18 protein-coding genes are annotated in these 17,861 nt (G+C 67.5%); 10 read left to right on the forward strand and 8 right to left on the reverse strand.

Annotated elements, in window-relative coordinates:
• Positions 1–12: 12 nt before the first annotated feature.
• On the reverse strand, positions 13–522 hold the full coding sequence (locus DSHI_RS13790; RefSeq protein WP_044027937.1) for a hypothetical protein: 510 nt from the start codon (positions 520–522) through the stop codon (positions 13–15).
• Positions 523–592: 70 nt separating this feature from the next.
• On the opposite strand from DSHI_RS13790, the gene DSHI_RS13795 reads away from it, so the two are divergent.
• From DSHI_RS13795 to DSHI_RS13820, 6 genes are all read left to right on the forward strand, one after another.
• Positions 593–1,114: a DUF2975 domain-containing protein gene (locus DSHI_RS13795; RefSeq protein WP_012179378.1), complete on the forward strand. Its 522-nt coding sequence runs from the start codon at positions 593–595 to the stop codon at positions 1,112–1,114.
• On the forward strand, positions 1,107–1,364 hold the full coding sequence (locus tag DSHI_RS13800; RefSeq protein ID WP_425358959.1) for a helix-turn-helix domain-containing protein: 258 nt from the start codon (positions 1,107–1,109) through the stop codon (positions 1,362–1,364). The genes DSHI_RS13795 and DSHI_RS13800 overlap by 8 nt, the downstream gene beginning before the upstream one ends.
• A gap of 55 nt (positions 1,365–1,419) precedes the next feature.
• Positions 1,420–3,294, forward strand: coding sequence for a cobaltochelatase subunit CobT (gene cobT, locus DSHI_RS13805; RefSeq protein ID WP_012179380.1), 1,875 nt, complete (start codon positions 1,420–1,422; stop codon positions 3,292–3,294).
• Positions 3,295–3,351: 57 nt separating this feature from the next.
• Positions 3,352–4,479, forward strand: a complete 1,128-nt coding sequence (locus tag DSHI_RS13810) for an endonuclease/exonuclease/phosphatase family protein (protein WP_012179381.1) — start codon at positions 3,352–3,354, stop codon at positions 4,477–4,479.
• A gap of 132 nt (positions 4,480–4,611) precedes the next feature.
• Complete coding sequence (locus DSHI_RS13815) at positions 4,612–6,411, forward strand: aminopeptidase P family protein (protein ID WP_044027939.1); 1,800 nt, start codon at positions 4,612–4,614, stop codon at positions 6,409–6,411.
• A gap of 84 nt (positions 6,412–6,495) precedes the next feature.
• A complete protein-coding gene (locus DSHI_RS13820) occupies positions 6,496–6,837 on the forward strand; it encodes a DUF427 domain-containing protein (RefSeq protein WP_012179383.1) in 342 nt (113 codons plus the stop codon).
• A gap of 213 nt (positions 6,838–7,050) precedes the next feature.
• On the opposite strand, the gene DSHI_RS13825 is transcribed toward DSHI_RS13820, so the two are convergent.
• The 3 genes from DSHI_RS13825 to ftsY are packed head-to-tail and all read right to left on the reverse strand — an operon-like array spanning position 7,051 to position 10,102.
• Positions 7,051–7,662 carry an inner membrane-spanning protein YciB gene (locus DSHI_RS13825; protein WP_044027941.1) on the reverse strand — a complete coding sequence of 204 codons (612 nt, stop codon included), beginning with the start codon at positions 7,660–7,662 and terminating at the stop codon, positions 7,051–7,053.
• Between the two features lie 14 nt (positions 7,663–7,676).
• Positions 7,677–8,579, reverse strand: coding sequence for an EamA family transporter (locus DSHI_RS13830; RefSeq protein WP_012179385.1), 903 nt, complete (start codon positions 8,577–8,579; stop codon positions 7,677–7,679).
• Positions 8,580–8,602: 23 nt separating this feature from the next.
• Complete coding sequence (gene ftsY, locus DSHI_RS13835; RefSeq protein WP_012179386.1) at positions 8,603–10,102, reverse strand: signal recognition particle-docking protein FtsY; 1,500 nt, start codon at positions 10,100–10,102, stop codon at positions 8,603–8,605.
• Between the two features lie 127 nt (positions 10,103–10,229).
• On the opposite strand from ftsY, the gene DSHI_RS13840 reads away from it, so the two are divergent.
• Entirely contained in the window at positions 10,230–10,634 is a 405-nt protein-coding gene (locus DSHI_RS13840; protein ID WP_012179387.1) for a hypothetical protein, read from the forward strand.
• 68 nt (positions 10,635–10,702) lie between these two features.
• Here the strand turns inward: DSHI_RS13840 and xseA are convergent, their stop codons facing one another.
• Entirely contained in the window at positions 10,703–12,274 is a 1,572-nt protein-coding gene (gene xseA / locus DSHI_RS13845) for an exodeoxyribonuclease VII large subunit (protein WP_012179388.1), read from the reverse strand.
• 77 nt (positions 12,275–12,351) lie between these two features.
• On the opposite strand from xseA, the gene purD reads away from it, so the two are divergent.
• Entirely contained in the window at positions 12,352–13,614 is a 1,263-nt protein-coding gene (gene purD, locus DSHI_RS13850) for a phosphoribosylamine--glycine ligase (RefSeq protein WP_012179389.1), read from the forward strand.
• 249 nt (positions 13,615–13,863) lie between these two features.
• Positions 13,864–14,559, forward strand: coding sequence for a potassium channel family protein (locus DSHI_RS13855; RefSeq protein ID WP_245533084.1), 696 nt, complete (start codon positions 13,864–13,866; stop codon positions 14,557–14,559).
• A 42-nt stretch (positions 14,560–14,601) separates the two neighbouring features.
• On the opposite strand, the gene DSHI_RS13860 is transcribed toward DSHI_RS13855, so the two are convergent.
• Positions 14,602–15,360, reverse strand: a complete 759-nt coding sequence (locus tag DSHI_RS13860) for an FG-GAP repeat domain-containing protein (RefSeq protein WP_012179391.1) — start codon at positions 15,358–15,360, stop codon at positions 14,602–14,604.
• On the reverse strand, positions 15,360–15,683 hold the full coding sequence (locus tag DSHI_RS13865) for a 2Fe-2S iron-sulfur cluster-binding protein (protein ID WP_012179392.1): 324 nt from the start codon (positions 15,681–15,683) through the stop codon (positions 15,360–15,362). The genes DSHI_RS13860 and DSHI_RS13865 overlap by 1 nt, the downstream gene beginning before the upstream one ends.
• Before the next feature lie 107 nt (positions 15,684–15,790).
• Here DSHI_RS13865 and DSHI_RS13870 point away from each other — a divergent pair, with 107 nt between their 5' ends.
• Positions 15,791–16,168: an OB-fold nucleic acid binding domain-containing protein gene (locus DSHI_RS13870; protein ID WP_245533014.1), complete on the forward strand. Its 378-nt coding sequence runs from the start codon at positions 15,791–15,793 to the stop codon at positions 16,166–16,168.
• A 112-nt stretch (positions 16,169–16,280) separates the two neighbouring features.
• Here the strand turns inward: DSHI_RS13870 and DSHI_RS13875 are convergent, their stop codons facing one another.
• Positions 16,281–17,720: a DegQ family serine endoprotease gene (locus DSHI_RS13875; protein ID WP_050757849.1), complete on the reverse strand. Its 1,440-nt coding sequence runs from the start codon at positions 17,718–17,720 to the stop codon at positions 16,281–16,283.
• Between the last annotated feature and the right edge of the window lie 141 nt (positions 17,721–17,861).

A 17,861-nucleotide genomic window follows, 5' to 3' on the forward strand; every position in this document is an offset into this window, starting at 1 on the left:
TTCGGGGCGAGGTTACATGCCTTCGCACCTTGGCACGGGCACGCCCTCGTCCTCCAGATCGACCGTTGGGGCGACGGGCACGAAAGGTCTGTCCGCGGCCAGTTGCAGGAACACATCCACCGTGCCCCCCGCCCCCGCCACGGCGCGACAGGGCTCTGCCGTGACCGACAGCTGCCCTGCCGTGGCGGGGTCCTCCGCCTTCAACGCGACGATCTGCTGCCGGGCACGTTCCAATCTAGCGGCATCCTGCGGCGCGACGCCGAAAAACCAGCGCGTCTCGGACACTGCCGCTTGATCCAGCACGAAGCGCTCGGATACCGAAGCCCCGCTCGGCGCCTGCGCGGCCAGCACCATGATGGCCCCGTCGGGCGCGACCCTCAGCCCCTCCGTCACATCGACCGCCACGGTGATACCCGCCAGGTCCGTCTGCAAAGGATCGAACCTCGCAAGCTCCACCATGCTGGCCAAGGGCACCTGCGAGCATCCGGCAACGCAAAGCGCGGCAATCCAGGGATAGCGCATCTTTCAATTCCTCTCTCGACACGAATCATTTATTGTTTTACGTTAAATTATCAATTGTGAGATTGAAACTATGCAAACTTCTCTTCCCCCGCGCCTTGCCCGGCTTTGCACCTTGCTCGGCCATGGCTGTACCTTGGCCTGCGCCCTGCTGATCGCAGGCTACGGGGTGGTTCTAGTCGATCCAGAGCCCTTCCTGCCACCGGTGGAGACCGCGACCGGCCTGACCCCGGGCAAGCGGGTGGCCCTTGCGACGCTTGCCGCGGTGATCCTCGCCCCGGCGGGTGTCGCGCTCTGGACAGCGCGCGGGCTTTTCGGGCGTTACGGGCAAGGCTGTGTGTTCAGCCATTGCAATGCCGCGGCGATCCGGCGCATCGGCGCAGCCCTTTTGCTCGGCACCGGGCTGGCCATCGCCGGACGCACGGCGGCGGTGCTGATCCTGACCCATGACAACCCGCCGGGGGCCCGCACGCTCGCGGTGTCCTTCGCGGGACATGATGTGCTGCTGGGGCTTCTGGGGGCGCTTTTGATGGTGATGGGTTGGGTGCTGGCCGAGGCCACGCGCCAGGCGGACGAGAACCGGCTCTTTGTCTGAGGCAGACATTACCGTGCGGCTGGACGTGATGCTGGCCCGCCGCAAGATGCGCTCGCGCGAGCTCGCGCGCCGCATCGGGATCACGGAGCAGAACCTGTCGCTGCTGAAATCCGGCAAGGTGAAGGGCGTACGGTTCGAGACGCTCGCGGCGATCTGCCGGGAGCTCGACTGCCAGCCGGGCGACCTGCTGGAATATCTGCCCGGCGGGGAGGCATCCGGCTCTGGCCAATCCTCCCCATCCGCGCAATAAACCCTATGTATTTCCCATCAGGCCCGTCTGGGCCGCCACCCCTGCGCAGGCCCCCATGAGCAAGCCCGACAACCCCGTCGAACCCTTCAAGAAGGCCCTGGCCGAAGCGACCCGCGTGCTGGCCGATGATCCGGACATGGCGGTGACCTATTCCGTCGATCCGCCGGGGATGACATCGGACTCCATGCGCCTGCCCCAGATCAGCCGCCGCATGACCCGCGAAGAGGTGATGTTCGCGCGCGGCACCGCCGATGCCTATGCCATGCGCCGGAAGTATCACGACGCGGGCACGCATGCGCGATACGAACCCGCCGGGCAGATGGCGCGCGACCTCTACGAGGCGATGGAGACCGCCCGGTGCGAGGCGATGGGCGCACGGGTGATGCCGGGGACGGCTGGCAATATCGACGCCAAGATCGGTGCCGAGGCCCAGCGCAAGGGCTATGACCAGGTCACCCAGGCCTCCGAAGCGCCGCTGGCCATTGCCGCGGGCTACCTGATCCGGCACCTGGCCACGGGGCGCGATCTGCCCAAGGGGGCGCAGAATGTCATGGACCTATGGCGCGATCACATCGAGGACCAGTGCGGCGAGACGCTTGCAACGCTGCAGCGGGACCTGAGCGATCAGGCCGCCTTTGCCAAGCTGGCCCGGCAGATCATCGACGATCTGGGCTATGGCGACCAGCTGGGCGACGACCCGGACCAGGAAGAGGACGAGTCCGAAGACACCTCCGAACAGGAGGAGGATGAGGACAGCGCCGCCGAGGACGGCGATGAGGACGACCAGCAGTCCGAACAGGGCGAAGCCGCCCCCGACCCCTCCGACACCCAGGAAATGGACCCGTCCCAGGCCGAGGTCGCCATGGACGACCTGGCGGATATGGAGCTGGGCGACGAGGCCGAGCTGCCCGAGGGCGAGGCCCCGCTTGAGCCGCCGCCGCCGCCCGCCCATTCCGATGCGGACCCGAACTACGTGGTCTACCTCACCGAGCACGACGAGGAGATCAAGGCCGAGGATCTGGCCGAGCCTGCAGAGCTCGAACGCCTGCGCGCCTATCTCGACCAGCAGCTCGAGCCGCTGAAGGGCGCGGTCTCGCGGCTGGCCAACAAGCTGCAGCGGCGTCTCCAGGCGCAGCAGAACCGCAGCTGGAAATTCGACATGGAGGAAGGCATCCTCGATGTCGGGCGGCTGGCGCGCGTGGTCGCGAACCCGACGACCCCGCTGAGCTTCAAGGTCGAACAGGACACCGAGTTTCGCGATACGGTGGTCACGCTCCTGCTGGACAATTCCGGCTCCATGCGCGGGCGCCCGATCTCGATTGCGGCGATCTGCGCCGATGTGCTGGCGCGGACGCTGGAGCGGTGCCAGGTGAAGGTCGAGATCCTGGGCTTCACCACCCGCGCCTGGAAAGGCGGGCTGAGCCGCGAGAAATGGCTCGCCGATGGTCGCCCGCAGCAGCCCGGACGCCTGAACGATTTGCGCCACATCATCTACAAGCAGGCCGACGCGCCCATGCGCCGGACCCGGAACAACCTCGGCCTGATGATGAAGGAAGGGCTGCTTAAGGAAAACATCGATGGCGAGGCGCTGGAATGGGCGCACCGCCGCATGCTGGCACGGCCCGAGGCGCGCAAGATCCTGATGGTGATCTCGGACGGCGCCCCGGTGGACGATTCGACCCTGTCGGTGAACCCGGCGAACTATCTCGAAAAGCACCTGCGCGACGTGATCGCCATGGTCGAGAAGCGCCGCGCGGTGGAATTGATCGCCATCGGCATCGGCCATGACGTCACACGCTACTACGACCGTGCCGTGACCATCACGGATGTGGAGCAGCTGGCAGGCGCGATGACCGAGCAACTTGCCGCCCTGTTCGACAGCGACCCCCGGGCCCGGGCCCGGGTGATGGGAATCAAGCGCGCCAGCTGAGCCCGCCCGCGGCCGGATGTGCTATCCTGCTCTCATTGAGAGACAGGGAGATTTTCCATGACCAAGTTCCGCCTTTGCACCTTCAACATCGAAAACCTGTTCACCCGGTTCAATTTTTCGGGCTTTTCCGACCCGGATGCGGCGCGCTACCTGTCGCCGATCGTGCAGTTCTACGGCGATTACGGGGATGATGACCTGAGCAAGTTCGCCGCGTTCAAGCGCATGGTGGAAACCGCCGCCATCGCGCAGGACGACGACAAACGTCAGCAGACCGCCCTCGCCATCGCCGAAGCGGATGCGCATCTCTACTGCCTGCAGGAGGTTGACGGGTTCGACCCGCTGACCCGGTTCCTGGAGGCTTATGTGAAGAAGACGATGGGCGAGAGTTTCCACAACCGCGTCCTGCACGAAGGCAACGACCCGCGCGGCATCGACGTGGCCGCGATCTCGGTGCGCAGGTTTCCGTTCTACAGCCGCAGCCATGCCTGGCTGACGGGCTCGGTGATCGACAATACCGAAACGGGACGGGCCCTGCTCGACGCCTATCCTCTGGCGAGGGGCCGCGCGCGGTCGCTGCGCTCGGCGCGGGTGTTTCGGCGCGATTGTCTGGAACTGGTGGTGCCCGTGGGGGACGGGACGCTCACGCTCTACAACTGTCATTTCAAATCCATGGGCGGGCGCGATGCGGAGAAATCCCTCGCCACGCGGCAGACCGAAGCGATCCTGGTGCGCGAGCTGATCACCCGGAAATTCCCGGATCCCGCGGCAGGGCTCTGGGCGATCTGCGGCGATCTGAACGACGCATTGAGCTACCGCTTCGTCAGCTCGGTGCGGCAGGCCGATGGCAGCTTTGCCGAAAGCCTACGCGACAGGCCGCCTTCCGGCGAAGACGCATCGGGGGTCGCGCCGCTGCTGGAGGATGGGTTCGGGATCAACCTTGTGGCGGCCCTGCCCGAGGCCGCGCGCTGGACCCATTACTACGCCGGGGGGCGGTCGAAGACCCAGCTTGACTATGTCATCGCCTCGCCCGCCCTGGCCGCACGGGTGCGCAGCACCCCCGAGATCATCCGGACGGGCATGCCCCAGCGCGTGCCCAACCTCGATACCCCGCGTTACCCCCGGATCGGATGGGACCGGCCCAAGGCCAGCGACCATTGCCCGGTCGTCGTGGAATTCGACATCTGAGCAACGGGCTCAAGGCGCTTCGCAGCGCCTTTAGAGGCGCCCTTGAAGGCGCTTGCCCCGCGCCTGCGGATTGCCATGGCGGTTTCTGCCCGCAACGCTAGATTGTACCGGCAAGAAACAACCAAAGCACCCATGTTCCAATCTTTTTCCGCCACCACCACCCCCGATCAGGGGCCACCCCGTCTTGCGGCCCTGCGCGCCGAAATGGCCGCGGAGGAGCTCGCGGGTTTTCTCGTGCCGCGCGCCGACGCGCATCAGGGAGAATACGTGGCCCCGCGCGACGACAGGCTTGCGTGGCTCACGGGGTTCACCGGCTCCGCGGGGTTCTGCATCGCCCTGGCCGGGACCGCAGGGATCTTCATCGACGGGCGCTACACCCTGCAGGTCCGCGCGCAGGTCGACAACGGGGCATTCACCCCGGTTCCCTGGCCCAAGACGCAACCGGGCCCCTGGCTGCGCGAAGCGCTTCCCACCGGGGTGATCGGGTTCGACCCCTGGCTGCATACCAATGCCGAGATCGCGCGGCTGGAGGCGAGCCTCGGCGACGCGCTGTCCTTGCGCCGCACGGACAACCTGATCGACAGGATCTGGCCGGATCAGCCCGCGCCACCCCAAGGCGCGGTCATCGTCCATCCCGATAGCCTGGCCGGTCGCAGCAGCGCCGAGAAGCGCAGGTCCCTCGCGCAGCACCTGACCGAGTCCGGGGCAAAATCCGTGGTCCTCACCCTGCCCGACAGCCTGTGCTGGCTGCTCAACATCCGCGGCGCGGATATCCCACGCAACCCGGTGGTCCATGCCTTCGCGGTCCTACATGACGATGCAAGCTGCGATCTCTTCATCGATCCGGCCAAGCTCGATGACGATCTGCGCGCCCATCTCGGGCCCGAGATCCGCTGCCACCCGCCGCACGACCTGGCCGCAGCCCTCGGCGCGCTGGCCGGTCCGGTCCAGGTCGACCCGAACACCGCGCCTGTCGCGATCTTCGACCTGATGGCCGCCCAGGACACCCCGGTGATCGAGGCCGACGACCCCTGCATCCTGCCCAAGGCCTGCAAGACCGCGGCCGAGATCGCGGGCACCACCGAGGCGCACCTGCGCGACGGGGCAGCGGTTGTCGAGTTCCTCACCTGGTTCTCGGGTCAAAACCCCGCGGAGCTGACCGAAATCGACGTGGTCATGGCGCTCGAAGCCGCCCGGCAGGCCACGGGCGCCCTGCGCGACATCAGTTTCGAGACGATCTGCGGCACTGGCCCGAACGGCGCCATCGTCCATTACCGCGTGACCGAAGGCACCAACCGGCGGATCACCCCCGGCGATCTGCTGCTGATCGACAGCGGTGGCCAGTATGCGGACGGGACGACCGACATCACCCGCACGCTGGCCACAGGCACCCCGCCGGAGGGCGCCAGAGCCGCCTTCACACGGGTCCTGCAGGGCATGATCGCCATCAGCCGCGCGCGCTGGCCCAAGGGGTTGGCAGGTCGCGACCTGGACGCGCTGGCCCGCGCCCCGCTGTGGATGGCCGGGCAAGATTACGACCACGGCACCGGGCACGGTGTGGGCACCTATCTGTGCGTCCACGAAGGCCCGCAGCGGCTCAGCCGGATCAGCGAAGTGCCCCTCGAGTCGGGCATGATCCTCAGCAACGAGCCCGGCTATTATCGCGAAGGCGCCTTCGGCATCCGGCTAGAGAACCTCGTCGTCGTCACGCAGGCCGACCCGCCCGAGGGCGGCGATCCGCAACGCGAGATGTTGCGCTTCGACACCCTGACTTACGTCCCGCTCGAGACCGCCCTCATCGACACCGCGATGCTGTCGCAGGCCGAGATCGACTGGATCGACACCTATCACGCGGAAACCCGCCAGCGCCTCCGGGACCGGCTGACGCCCGAGGCGCGTCGCTGGCTGGACAGGGCAACGCGCCCGCTGTGACCGCGCAGCCCGCCTGACGGCGATACACCCGACACGACGCGCGCCGGACATCCCCGACGTTGCCACAACTCAAAGGACCAAGCCATGAGCGAGCATATCAAGATCCACAAGGCCCCCGGCACCTGGACCGTCCGCGCGGGCGGTGCCGTGCTGGTCGAAAGCGCCAACGCCCTCGAACTGGTCGAAGGCGGCATGCCGCCGGTAATCTACTTCCCCCGGTCCGATATCGGCATGGCCTTCCTCGAGCCGTCCGAAACCCGCTCCCACTGCCCGCACAAGGGCGATGCCAGCTATTACTCGATCCAGGCCAAAAGTGGGCTGATCCCCGATGCCGGCTGGTCCTACGAAAGCCCCAAGGACGCGGTGGCGCGGATCCGCGACCACATCGCCTTTTTCCCGGACAAGGTCACGGTGGAACAACTCTGACCACCGAGGCACAGGCGCACCATCCACACCGCCCCGTCGCAGGCCGCCGCGCCAGTCTTCATCTTTGCGAGAATACTCCGGGGGAGACACGCGCCGCGCGGCGGGGGCAGCGCCCCCTTGCCGCCCGCAGGGCGGCACGAGGGACCGCGTGCGCCGACAGGCGCGCCTTTTGGCAACACACGGGCGCCGCGGCGCGCGGCCGTCTCTTGCAGATCAGGCCTCCGGTCCCTTTTTTTCCAGGGAATACCGCTCCAGCATCTTCGCCTGGGCAATGAAAAACGCAAAGAGCGCCGCAGGCAGGGCGAAGGTCTCGAACTTGACCCAGAATTCCGTGGACATGGTGCGCCAGACAATCTCGTTGGCCCCCGCCATGGCCGCGAACATGGCCGCCAGGCGCTTGGTCAGCAGCATCCAGCCTTCCTGCGCGATGGGCATCAGGTCCTCCATCACGAAGGCAAGGTAGGATTGCCCGCGCAGCAGCCCGACCCCGAGGATCGCCGCGAACATGCCGTAGACGATCGTGGTCTTGATCTTGAAGAACGCCTCGTCGTTGAAGATCACCGTCAACCCGCCGAACACGATCACCAGCACGGCGGTCATGATCTGCATCCGGCTGAGCTTGCCGGTCAGCTTCCACAGGATCGCGATGGACAGCAGCAGGATCGGGATGAACCCGACCGTGGCCACGATGAAGCCGCTGTAGTCCTGCCCGAGGATCGGGTACACCTCATCCTTGATCCGCATGTAGACGATGAAAAACCCGAGGACCGGACCAAGCTCCAGCCCCGTCTTCACCCAGGGATTGATCGGTTTCTGCTCTGCCATCGGGCGCCTTTCGCTCATGCTCCCAACTCAACTATCACAGCTCCCGCCGCGATCAATGCCATCAGGCCCATCCGTCGCGGCCCCACGGTCTCTTTCAGGAAGACCCAGCCGATCACGGCGGCGAAAACGGTCGAGGTTTCCCGCAGGATCGCGGCCTCGCCCACCTTGTCGAGCCGGGTGGCGATCATCACCGAGCCGAAGCTGCCCCAGGCCACCACCGCCCCGATCACGCCCCGCAGAGCCAGGGGTGCCAGGCGGGGTGCATCGGCCATGCGGCGCCAGCGCAGGACCGCCAGCACCGGAAAGACCACGCTGTCGATGAAGAAGAACCACGCGAGGAAGGTGAAGGGGTCCGCCGTGGCGCGGATACCGTATGCGTCATAGGTGGTATAGAGCGCCACGAAGAGCCCCGTCGCCACCGCCAGCCAGAGCGCCGGGACCAGCGTGTCCCGGTCGATCTCGATATGCACGAGGTTGTAGGCCGCCAGCCCGAAGATCCCCGCCAGAAGCACCGCGACCCCCAGCCACTGGGTCGCCGTGAAATACTCCCCAAAGACGAAATAGGCCCCGATTACCGTGAACAGGGGCCCCGTGCCGCGCACCACCGGGTAGACGACCGTATAGGCGCCCTTGGAATAGGCGAAGGCCTGCAGGGTCTTGTAGGCCGTATGGATCACGAAGACCCCGGCGAAGATCGGCCACATATGCGGCTCGGGCCAGGGCACCACCCAGAGCGCCAGTGGCGCCGCCATCACGAACAGCACGGTGTCGATCGCCCCGCGGGACAGCCAGGGGTCGTGGCGCCCCTTCTGCAGCGCGCCGAACACCGCATGCAGCACCGCCGCGGTCAGCGCGAGGATCAGGGCGAGCGTCTTGCCATCCGCCGTCCCTTCGAGGGACACGAGCCAGGCGCTCATGTTGCGCGCATCCTCACCTGCGTCTAGCGCTCATACCCGGTGAGTGCATCGGCGAACTCCTCCGGGTCGAAGGGGGCGAGATCGTCGATCTGCTCCCCCACCCCGATGGCATGGATCGGCAAACCGAACTTGTCGGCCAGCGCCACCAGGACACCCCCCTTGGCCGTGCCGTCGAGCTTGGTCATCACCAGGCCCGAGACATCCGCGAGCTTGCGGAAGGTCTCCACCTGGCTGAGCGCGTTCTGGCCCGTGGTGGCGTCCAGCACCAGCAGGGTGTTGTGTGGCGCGGTCTCGTCCACCTTGCGGATCACCCGGACGATCTTGGCCAGCTCTTCCATCAGGTCGGCGCGGTTTTGCAGCCGCCCGGCAGTGTCGATCATCAACAGGTCCGCGCCCGAGGCCTGCGCCTGCTTGATCGCATCGAAGGCCAAAGAGGCCGGGTCGGACCCCTCGGGGGCTGTCAGCACCGGCACCCCGGCCCGGTCGCCCCAGACCTGCAACTGTTCGACCGCCGCCGCGCGGAACGTATCGCCCGCGGCGATCACCACGGATTTGCCCGCGGCCTTGAACTGGCTGGCGAGCTTGCCGATGGTCGTGGTCTTGCCCGACCCGTTGACGCCCACCACCAGCACCACCTGCGGCCGCTTGGGATAGATCGGCAGGGGCTTGGCCACCGGCTCCATGATGCGGGCGATCTCGTCGGCGAGGATGCGCTTGATCTCGTTGGTGGAGACCTTTCGGCCCATCCGCCCTTCCGCGATGTTCGCACTGACCCGCAGCGCCGTGTCGACGCCCATATCCGCCGCGATCAGCACCTCTTCGAGGCTCTCCAGCATCGCGTCGTCCATCACTCGGCGCAGGGTCGGCGCAGGGGCGGCGGAGGGGGCCGGCGGGGTCGGGGTAGGCATGGGCATGGGCGTGGGCGCGGCGGCAGGTTGCGGCGCAGGGTCCGCCGCGGGCGCACTCCCGCCCCCGAAAAGCCGCCCCATCAGCCCTGGCTTTTTGGCAGGCTCAGGCTGGGGTTCGGGTTCGGGTTCGGGTTCGGGTTCGGGTTCGGGTTCGGGTTCGGGTTCGGGGGAAGGCTGAGGCACAGGCGAAGCAGGCGCAACAGGCTCGGGCTCGGGCTCCGGCGTGGGATCGGGCTCGGGCACCGGGATCGGGTCCGCCTCGACCGGGATGTCGGGCTCCGGCGCGCGCGGCAGGCCGTCGGCGTCCAGCGCGTCGGAGGGCTCCCTCGGAACGGTGGTTTCTTCGACCAGGTGCGGTGTGTCGTCCGTCGGCGCCTCGGACGGGTCGGTCTCCCGCGTGGCGGGGAAGCTGTCGACCGGGGGCGGGGTGTCGCCGGGGTCCGGGACGGGATCCTCGGGCACCGCCGGGCGTGGCTGTGCCGGGGGCGCGGCGCGCGGGGGATCCTCCGGGGACGGATCGGCCTCGCCCCCCTCCTCGACAATCGCATCGAGCCCTTCCTCCAGCTTGGAGGAAGATTTGAACATCCGGCTTTTGAGCTTCTTGAAAAACGACATCGGGGGCCTTCTCGCGAGTGTGCGCTTGCCCCTGACACCTAATCCCACATGGCCGCGAGGGGAAGAGCACGCGGGCCTCCGCCTGCGAGGGATCGACGCCAGCCCGCCCCTGTGGCAGTCTGATCCAATGATCCGCCCTGCCCTCGCCTGTCTCGCCCTCACGCTCCCCGCCGCGGCACTGGAGGAGAGCCCGCCGCTCTCCGGTCCGGAATTCGCCGCGCGCGTGACCGGCAAGACCATCTATTTCGAGCAGCACGGGTTTGCCTATGGGGCGGAGACCTACAAGCCCGACGGCAGGGTCATCTGGCGGTTTTCCGGGGAGGAGTGCCGCTTCGGGCAGTGGTATCCGCAGGGGGACGCGATCTGCTTTGTTTACGAATACGCGCCGACCGAGCCCCAGTGCTGGCATTTCTTCGACCAGCCCGACGGCTTGGTCGGGCGTGCGCTGGGGGCCGATCCCGCGGACGATCTGGTCGGACGACGCGAAAGCCCGGCGCCCCTGATCTGCGACCGGCCCTATTTCGGGGCCTGAGCGCGGGAGGGGGCGCTGCGCGCGCCTCCCCCGGAGTATTTGGGCAAAGATGAAGATGCGGGTTTCAGTCAGAAAAGCGAGCCTTGGTCGTCCGGGGCGGATTTCGACCGGCCCTTTCGGGGCCTGGCGCCCTCGGCGGAGGCGTTCGGGATCACGGTCACGCGGCCATCGGCGAATTGTACCTCCAGGCTGGGATGGGTTGCCGCGGCCGCGGCGGTGGTGACGATGCTGTCCTGGTCGCGGACCACGGCGTAGCCACGCTTGAGGGTCGCCTCGTAGCCCACGGTGGCGCGCACCCGGTCGAGCCCGTCGAGTGTTCTGCGCCAGGTCCGGACTTGGGCCGTGCCTGCCCGGGACAGGCGGGCCGAGAGGGCCTCCAGCCGCTGCTGATCGCGGGCGCGCCCCTGGGTCAAAATCTCGCCCCGTAGCCGGGCCACGCGTGTTCTCAGGCGCTCCGCCTGCGCAGCGACCGCGCGCGGCAGGGCCGCGCCGAGCCGCGCGCTGGCCGCACGCAGATCCTTGCGCTCGGCCTCGATCCGGCCCGCGAGGAGCCGGGGGCGCAGCACCGCCGCGGCCTGGGTGAGCGCGCCGCGCTTGGTCTGGGTGGCACTGCGCAGCGCCGCGGGCAGGCGCGCCGTTGCATGGTCGAGCCGCTGGCGCGGGGTGCTCAGCAAATCCTCGCTGCGCGGCAAAGCCCGCGACAGGTCACGCACCCGCTGCGCCCGCGCGCGCACCCCGCCGGTCAGCCCGGTCAGCATCCGCGACCCCAGGCTGTCCAGGGCGGCCAACAGGTCGAGCCGCACCGGCACGGCGCGCTCGGCCGCTGCCGTGGGCGTGGGCGCGCGCCAATCGGCGGCGTAATCGATCAGCGTCGTGTCCGTCTCGTGCCCCACGGCGGAGATCAGGGGGATATCGCTCTCGGCCGCCGCGCGGACCACGATTTCCTCGTTGAACCCCCAGAGATCCTCCAGGCTGCCGCCACCGCGCGCCACGATCAGCAGGTCCGGGCGCGGCAACGGCCCGCCGGGGCCAAGCGCATTGAAGCCGCGGATGGCATTCGCCACCTCGGGCGCGCAGTTCTGCCCCTGCACCGCCACCGGCCAGATCAGCACCTTGCGCGGGCAACGGTCGCGCAGCCGGTGCAGGATGTCGCGGATCACCGCGCCCGAAGGGCTGGTCACGACCCCGATCACCTCGGGCAGGAAGGGCAGCGGCTGCTTGCGCGACGCCTCGAACAGGCCCTCGGCCGTCAGTGCGGCCTTGCGCTTCTCCAGCATCGCCATGAGCGCGCCGATCCCGGCCACCGAGATCCGGTCCACGTTGATATTGTAGCGCGAGGCGGGCGCATACGCGCTCAGCTTGCCCTCGGCCACGACCTCCAGCCCCTCTTCGGGCATTACGCCCAGGCCCGACACCTGCCCTTTCCAGGTGGTGCAATTGATCACGGCGCGGGCATCCTTGAGGTCGAAATAGAGGTGGCCCGACTTGGCGCGCATCACCCGCCCGATCTCGCCCCTGACGCGGACGCGGCCGAATTCGCCCTCCAGGGTGCGCTTGATCGCGCCCGACAACTCGGACACCGTGAATTCCGGCGCGTTCTGCCCCGGCTGGGGATCGTCGATCAGATCGAAATCGGACATCTCGCCTCGCTTGCCTCGCCCTTCCGCGCACCTTAGAACGCCGCAACCTCCGGCGAAAGACAAAGGACGCAGGCCCCATGAACATCCTTATCCTCGGCAGCGGCGGGCGCGAGCACAGCCTGGCCTGGGCCGCGGCCCAGAACCCCAAATGCGACCGGCTGATCGTGGCGCCGGGCAATGCGGGCATGGCCGAGATCGCCGAGTGCGCCATGCTGGATATCGAGGATCCGGGCGCCGTGGCGAGCTTTGCCGCCGATGCGGCCATCGATTTCGTGATCATCGGGCCGGAGGCGCCGCTGGCCGCGGGCGTGGCCGACCGGTTGCGCGAGGCGGGGGTCTTGTGTTTCGGGCCTTCGGCCGCCGCAGCACAGCTGGAGGCATCGAAAACCTTCACCAAGCAGATCTGCGATGCCACCGGGGCCCCGACCGCCGCCTATGCCCATTTCACCGACGCCGCCGCCGCGCGCGCCTATGTCCAGGCGCAGGGCGCGCCCATCGTGGTCAAGGCCGACGGGCTGGCCGCAGGCAAGGGGGTGATCGTGGCGATGACCGAGGCCGAGGCACTGGCCGCCGTCGACGACATGTTCGGTGGGGCCTTCGGCGGCGCGGGCGCCGAGGTGGTGATCGAGGAATTCATGACCGGCGAGGAGGCGTCCTTCTTCGTGCTCTGCGACGGCGAGACGGTGCTGCCGATCGGCAGCGCCCAGGACTACAAGCGCGCCTTCGACGGCGACAAGGGGCCGAACACGGGCGGCATGGGCGCCTATTCTCCGGCGCCGGTGCTGACCGATGCCATTGCCGCGCAGGCGCTGGACGAGATCATCCGCCCCTGCATGGCCGAGATGACGCGACGCGGCATGCCCTACCAGGGTGTTCTCTACGCCGGGCTGATGATCGCGGACGGGCGCGCGCGGCTGGTGGAATACAATGCGCGTTTCGGCGACCCGGAATGCCAGGTTTTGATGATGCGGCTGGGGGCGCAGGCGCTCGACCTGATGCTCGCCTGTGCCGAAGGGCGGCTGGACGCCGCACAGGTGACCTGGGCCGACGATCACGCCCTGACCGTGGTCATGGCGGCGAAGGGCTATCCCGGGGGCTACGAGAAAGGTACGGAGATCCGCGGGCTGGACGATCTGGTCGAGGACAGCTTCCGCATGGTCTTTCACGCCGGCACGAAGCGGGCGTCCGGTCGGCTGGAGGCCCATGGCGGGCGGGTGCTGAACGTCACCGCCCGGGCCGATACCCTCGCCGAAGCCCAGGCCAGCGCCTACGCGATGGTCGATGCGATCGACTGGCCCGAAGGGTTCTGCCGCCGCGATATCGGCTGGCGGGCGCTCTAGGGGGGCACTGCCGAAACCGGCTGCGGACTCCGCAACGTAGTGCCCTGCGCAAAATGGCTGCCGTGCGCATGTTCGCGCATGCAGGTCCGGGTTGCGCGCGGCGCGCCAGCGGCAATGGGGTTGAATGGAGGATCGGATTCGCGTCCAATTCCGCGCGCAGCCTGCGAAAGTTCAAAGCCTGTGAAGTACGCCATTACCACACTCTATACCGGACGGTCCCGGAAAGCGGTCCGGTTCCGGTATGGACTTATGGTGTTCGACCTGCTGACGGTCGTTTACTTCATTCTTGCCACACCCTTTCCGGTCTCGCCCGCGCAGAGCCTCTTGCACATGCTGCTCGCGCTGATCATCGCGCTGGACCTCGCTTGCCGGGTTCTGATCGCGCAAGATCGGGTGCGCTACATGCTGCGGATCTACGTTCTGGCCGATATCGTGGTGTTGGGAGCGCTGCTGCTCAACCCGATCACGGCGGTCAACCTCGCCTTCCTGCGGATCTTGCGGGGACTGCGGTTGGGGCATTCGGAGTATCTTTTGGCGGATCTCCGGCGTGACTGGCGGTTCTTTCGCGAACATGAGGACGCCCTTGGCGCGGCGCTGAACCTCGTGGTATTCGTGTTCGTTACCGCGGCGGGGGTATTCACGTTTTTCGTCGGGCTGCAGGGCGGTGTGCCGGGGTATATCGACGCGATCTACTTCACGGTGACGACCTTCACCACCACGGGCTACGGGGACATCACCCCGACGACGGTGACCGGCAAGCTGGTCTCCGTCGGGATCATGATCATCGGGGTCTCGCTGTTCTTGAACCTTGCGCGGGTGATCTTCCTGCCGAGCAAGGTGCACCATGTGTGCGGCGGCTGCGGGCTGAGCCGACACGAGCCGGACGCGGTCCATTGCAAACATTGCGGCGCCGGGATCACGATCGAAACCCGCGGGTTCTCGTAAGACTGGCACCCGGGGTCGGGGCGTGCCACCCACACCGCCGGCTCAGCGGTCGGCACACCCCAGGGCTTGCGCGAAGCCGTCCGATGAAGGCACAAAGGGCAACGCGGTCTCGCGGAGCTGCCCGTCGATCAGGTCAAGCGCGACCGTACCGCGCCAATCGCCCCGCGCCACGATCATTTCCGGCCCCGACCCGCAATCCCGAATGCCGCCCGAGATGAAATCCTCGCCGATGCGATGGTTGGTCAGACCCGGCTGTTGCGCGACCTCGGACAGCCGCCCTTCCGCATAACGCCAGACACGCAGGATCCTGGCCAGGTGCGGGCGGTCGATATAGGCGATCTCCATCGCCCCATCCCCGTCCAGGTCTGCTGCCCCGATCGGGGCCAGCCAGCGGTTGGTCTGACCGATATGCGGGGTCGCCGCGATCTTGCCACCGGGGCCATAAATCGCCAGTTGCGCGCCGAGATCGCGATGGCTCTCGACCACGATCACCTCTGCCTTCCCATCGTCATCGAGATCCACGACCCGGGGCGCAAGATCCTCGAACACCGAATGCGCCGGCAGGACAATGCGCAAGCGGCGCCCCTCGGAGGTGTCGAGGATCAGCGCGCCATACTCGATGGTATCTCCAAGCACGCCATGGGCATAGCGCGTCGTTTCCTCGGCATACCGGGCGCTCACAACGCCCTCCGCCGCCACCGGAGCGCCTGCAACGCCCGCCAAGAGCGCCGCGGCCTGCAGCGCGCCGCGGGCGATCCGGTGCCATGGGCGCCACGGGCGACGCGGCGCCCGGGTCGGCATCAGATCTGCTTTTCGGGCATCTGGACCACGAGCCCGTCCAGCGCCTCGGACACCTTGATCTGGCAGGTCAGGCGCGACCGGACCGGGTCCGGCTGATAGGCAAAATCGAGCATGTCTTCTTCCATCGCTTCCTTGCCCGGCAGCTTGCCGACCCAGTCGGGATGGACATAGACATGGCAGGTCGAACACGCACAGGCGCCGCCGCAATCGGCCTCGATGCCGGGAATGTTGTTGTCCCGCGCGCCTTCCATCACGGTCAGGCCATTGGCCACGTCAACCACATGCTCGGTGCCGTTGTGTTCCACGTAGGTGATCTTCGCCATGCTGGCCCCATCCTCATTCTGCATTGGACATTTCGGTTGGACATAATTCAGTGCGCAGGGATTTGCCAGCCTTGCAACGCAGGACAAATGTTCTTTATATGTTCCGAATGTCGATCACTCTCGCCCCGGCCTCCTGGCCACGCCCCCCGGCCTGCGTTCCGGCGCAGCTGCTGGACCGCCCGCCGAACGGTGCGCGGGTGCGGGTGGCCGGGCTCGTCCTGCTGCGCCAGAGACCCGGCACCGCCCATGGGGTCATCTTCATCACGCTGGAGGATGAGACCGGCACCATCAACGTGGTGGTCTGGAACGCGATCTACGAGCGGTTTCGCCGGGCCGTGATCGCGGGTCGGATGCTGCGCGTGACCGGACGCATTCAGCGCGAGGGCGCGGTATTGCACCTGATCGCCGAGGATATCGAGGATTGCTCGCACCTGCTCGACGACCTGCTGCGCCCCGAGATCTGTCGCGCCGCGGATCAGCCCTAGCCGCGCCCGGCCCCGGTTCACGCGCCCCCTCTCTGCCCGGATCGGCCATCGACCCATAGAAAAACGCCCCCGGCAGGACCGGGGGCGTCTGTGTCACCTGTCTTGGCCGCGATCAGCTCAGCGAAAGGGCCACGAAACGGGGGTCGCCATCCCGGCGCACCAGCACGAGGATGGACTTGCGCCCCGCCTCCTTGGCGGCCTCGACCCGCTCTTCGAACTCTTCGATGGTCGTCACACGGACCTGTGCGGCCTCGACGATGAGATCGCCCGCGCGCAGACCCTTGTCGAAGGCCTCCGAGGTCTCGTCGATATCGGCCACGACAAGCCCGGTATCGCTCGCCGCGATCCCGAGCTGCTCGCGCAGCTCATCGGTCAACTCGCTGACGGTCAGGCCCATGATCTCCTTCTCGAGGATCTCTTCATCCGCAGACGCGGAAGCCGGGATCGCCCGCTCCGCCTCTTCGCGACGCCCAAGGGTCACCAGCAGGGTCTGGGTTGCGCCGTCGCGGAACACCACGACGCGCACGGCCTTGCCGACCGCTGTGTTGCCGACGATCTGGACCAGCTCACGGGTGTCCTCCACGTCGCGCCCGTCGAAGGTGAGGATCACGTCCCCCGCCTCCATCCCGGCATCGAGCGACGGGCCGTCCGGCACATCGGTCACGAGCGCCCCGGCGGCCTGCTCCAGCCCGAGGGCTTCGGCCACGTCGTCGGTCACGTCCTGGATGCGCACGCCCAGCCAGCCGCGGCGGGTCTCGCCGAATTCCTTGAGCTGATCGACCACGTTGGTCACGACACCGGCTGCCATGGAAAAACCGATCCCGATAGAGCCACCGTTGGGCGACAGGATCGCGGTGTTCACGCCGATGACTTCACCGTCCATGTTGAACAGCGGTCCGCCCGAGTTGCCCCGGTTGATCGCCGCGTCGGTCTGGATGTAATCGTCATAGGTGCCCGAAAGCGCCCGGTTGCGCGCCGAGACGATCCCGGCCGAGACCGAGAAACCCTGGCCCAGCGGGTTGCCCACGGCCATCACCCAATCGCCCACGCGGGCCGCATCGCTGTCCCCGAAGGTGACGAACGGCAGCGGCGTGTCGCTTTCGACCTTCAAGAGCGCGATATCGGTGTTGGGGTCGGTGCCGACGACCTCTGCCGCCAGCTCTTCACCGGAGAAGAACTCGATCAGGATCTCGTCGGCCTGCTCGATCACGTGATTGTTCGTGACGATATAGCCGTCCTCGGAGATCACGAAGCCGGAGCCGAGCGCGTTGGAGCGCCGCTGCCGGGGTGCGGGGCGACCATCCTGCTCCTGCCGATCCATGAAATCGCGGAAGAAGTCTTCGAGGGGCGAGCCCTCGGGCACCATCGGTTGCGGCCCGCCCGGGGTGGCGACATTGGTCGAGGTTGTGATGTTGACGACCGCCGGGCTCACACGCTCGGCGAGGTCGGCAAAACTGCCGGGGATTTCACGTGCCTGCACGATCAGCGTCTGCGCGAGCAGCAGGGCCAGCGCAAGCAGCGCCCCGGCGGCGGCCTGCGCCGCACGGGGCACGCCCGCGGGCGTTGCGACCTTCGCCAGGATCCGGGCCTGGGGTCGCTGAGGGTCTGTTCTATTCACTCTTGGGGTCCTCCTGAAACTCCGCCACGGGAAAGCGGGTCATTTTCGTATTCCGGGGATCTGGCCCGGATTGCC

The sequence above is a fragment of the Dinoroseobacter shibae DFL 12 = DSM 16493 genome (genome assembly GCF_000018145.1).
GTDB classification, from domain to species: Bacteria; Pseudomonadota; Alphaproteobacteria; order Rhodobacterales; family Rhodobacteraceae; genus Dinoroseobacter; species Dinoroseobacter shibae.

Coding starts and splice junctions, on each gene's coding strand:
- DSHI_RS13865 (WP_012179392.1), bottom strand. CDS start 15,683: ATGGCGAAGATCACCTACGTGGAACACAACGGCACCGAGCATGTGGTT.
- DSHI_RS13870 (WP_245533014.1), top strand. CDS start 15,791: ATGTCGATCACTCTCGCCCCGGCCTCCTGGCCACGCCCCCCGGCCTGC.
- DSHI_RS13795 (WP_012179378.1), top strand. CDS start 593: ATGCAAACTTCTCTTCCCCCGCGCCTTGCCCGGCTTTGCACCTTGCTC.
- ftsY (WP_012179386.1), bottom strand. CDS start 10,102: ATGTCGTTTTTCAAGAAGCTCAAAAGCCGGATGTTCAAATCTTCCTCC.
- DSHI_RS13855 (WP_245533084.1), top strand. CDS start 13,864: ATGGTGTTCGACCTGCTGACGGTCGTTTACTTCATTCTTGCCACACCC.
- DSHI_RS13815 (WP_044027939.1), top strand. CDS start 4,612: ATGTTCCAATCTTTTTCCGCCACCACCACCCCCGATCAGGGGCCACCC.
- xseA (WP_012179388.1), bottom strand. CDS start 12,274: ATGTCCGATTTCGATCTGATCGACGATCCCCAGCCGGGGCAGAACGCG.
- DSHI_RS13840 (WP_012179387.1), top strand. CDS start 10,230: ATGATCCGCCCTGCCCTCGCCTGTCTCGCCCTCACGCTCCCCGCCGCG.
- DSHI_RS13830 (WP_012179385.1), bottom strand. CDS start 8,579: ATGAGCGCCTGGCTCGTGTCCCTCGAAGGGACGGCGGATGGCAAGACG.
- DSHI_RS13860 (WP_012179391.1), bottom strand. CDS start 15,360: ATGCCGACCCGGGCGCCGCGTCGCCCGTGGCGCCCATGGCACCGGATC.
- DSHI_RS13810 (WP_012179381.1), top strand. CDS start 3,352: ATGACCAAGTTCCGCCTTTGCACCTTCAACATCGAAAACCTGTTCACC.
- DSHI_RS13820 (WP_012179383.1), top strand. CDS start 6,496: ATGAGCGAGCATATCAAGATCCACAAGGCCCCCGGCACCTGGACCGTC.
- cobT (WP_012179380.1), top strand. CDS start 1,420: ATGAGCAAGCCCGACAACCCCGTCGAACCCTTCAAGAAGGCCCTGGCC.
- DSHI_RS13790 (WP_044027937.1), bottom strand. CDS start 522: ATGCGCTATCCCTGGATTGCCGCGCTTTGCGTTGCCGGATGCTCGCAG.
- purD (WP_012179389.1), top strand. CDS start 12,352: ATGAACATCCTTATCCTCGGCAGCGGCGGGCGCGAGCACAGCCTGGCC.
- DSHI_RS13825 (WP_044027941.1), bottom strand. CDS start 7,662: ATGGCAGAGCAGAAACCGATCAATCCCTGGGTGAAGACGGGGCTGGAG.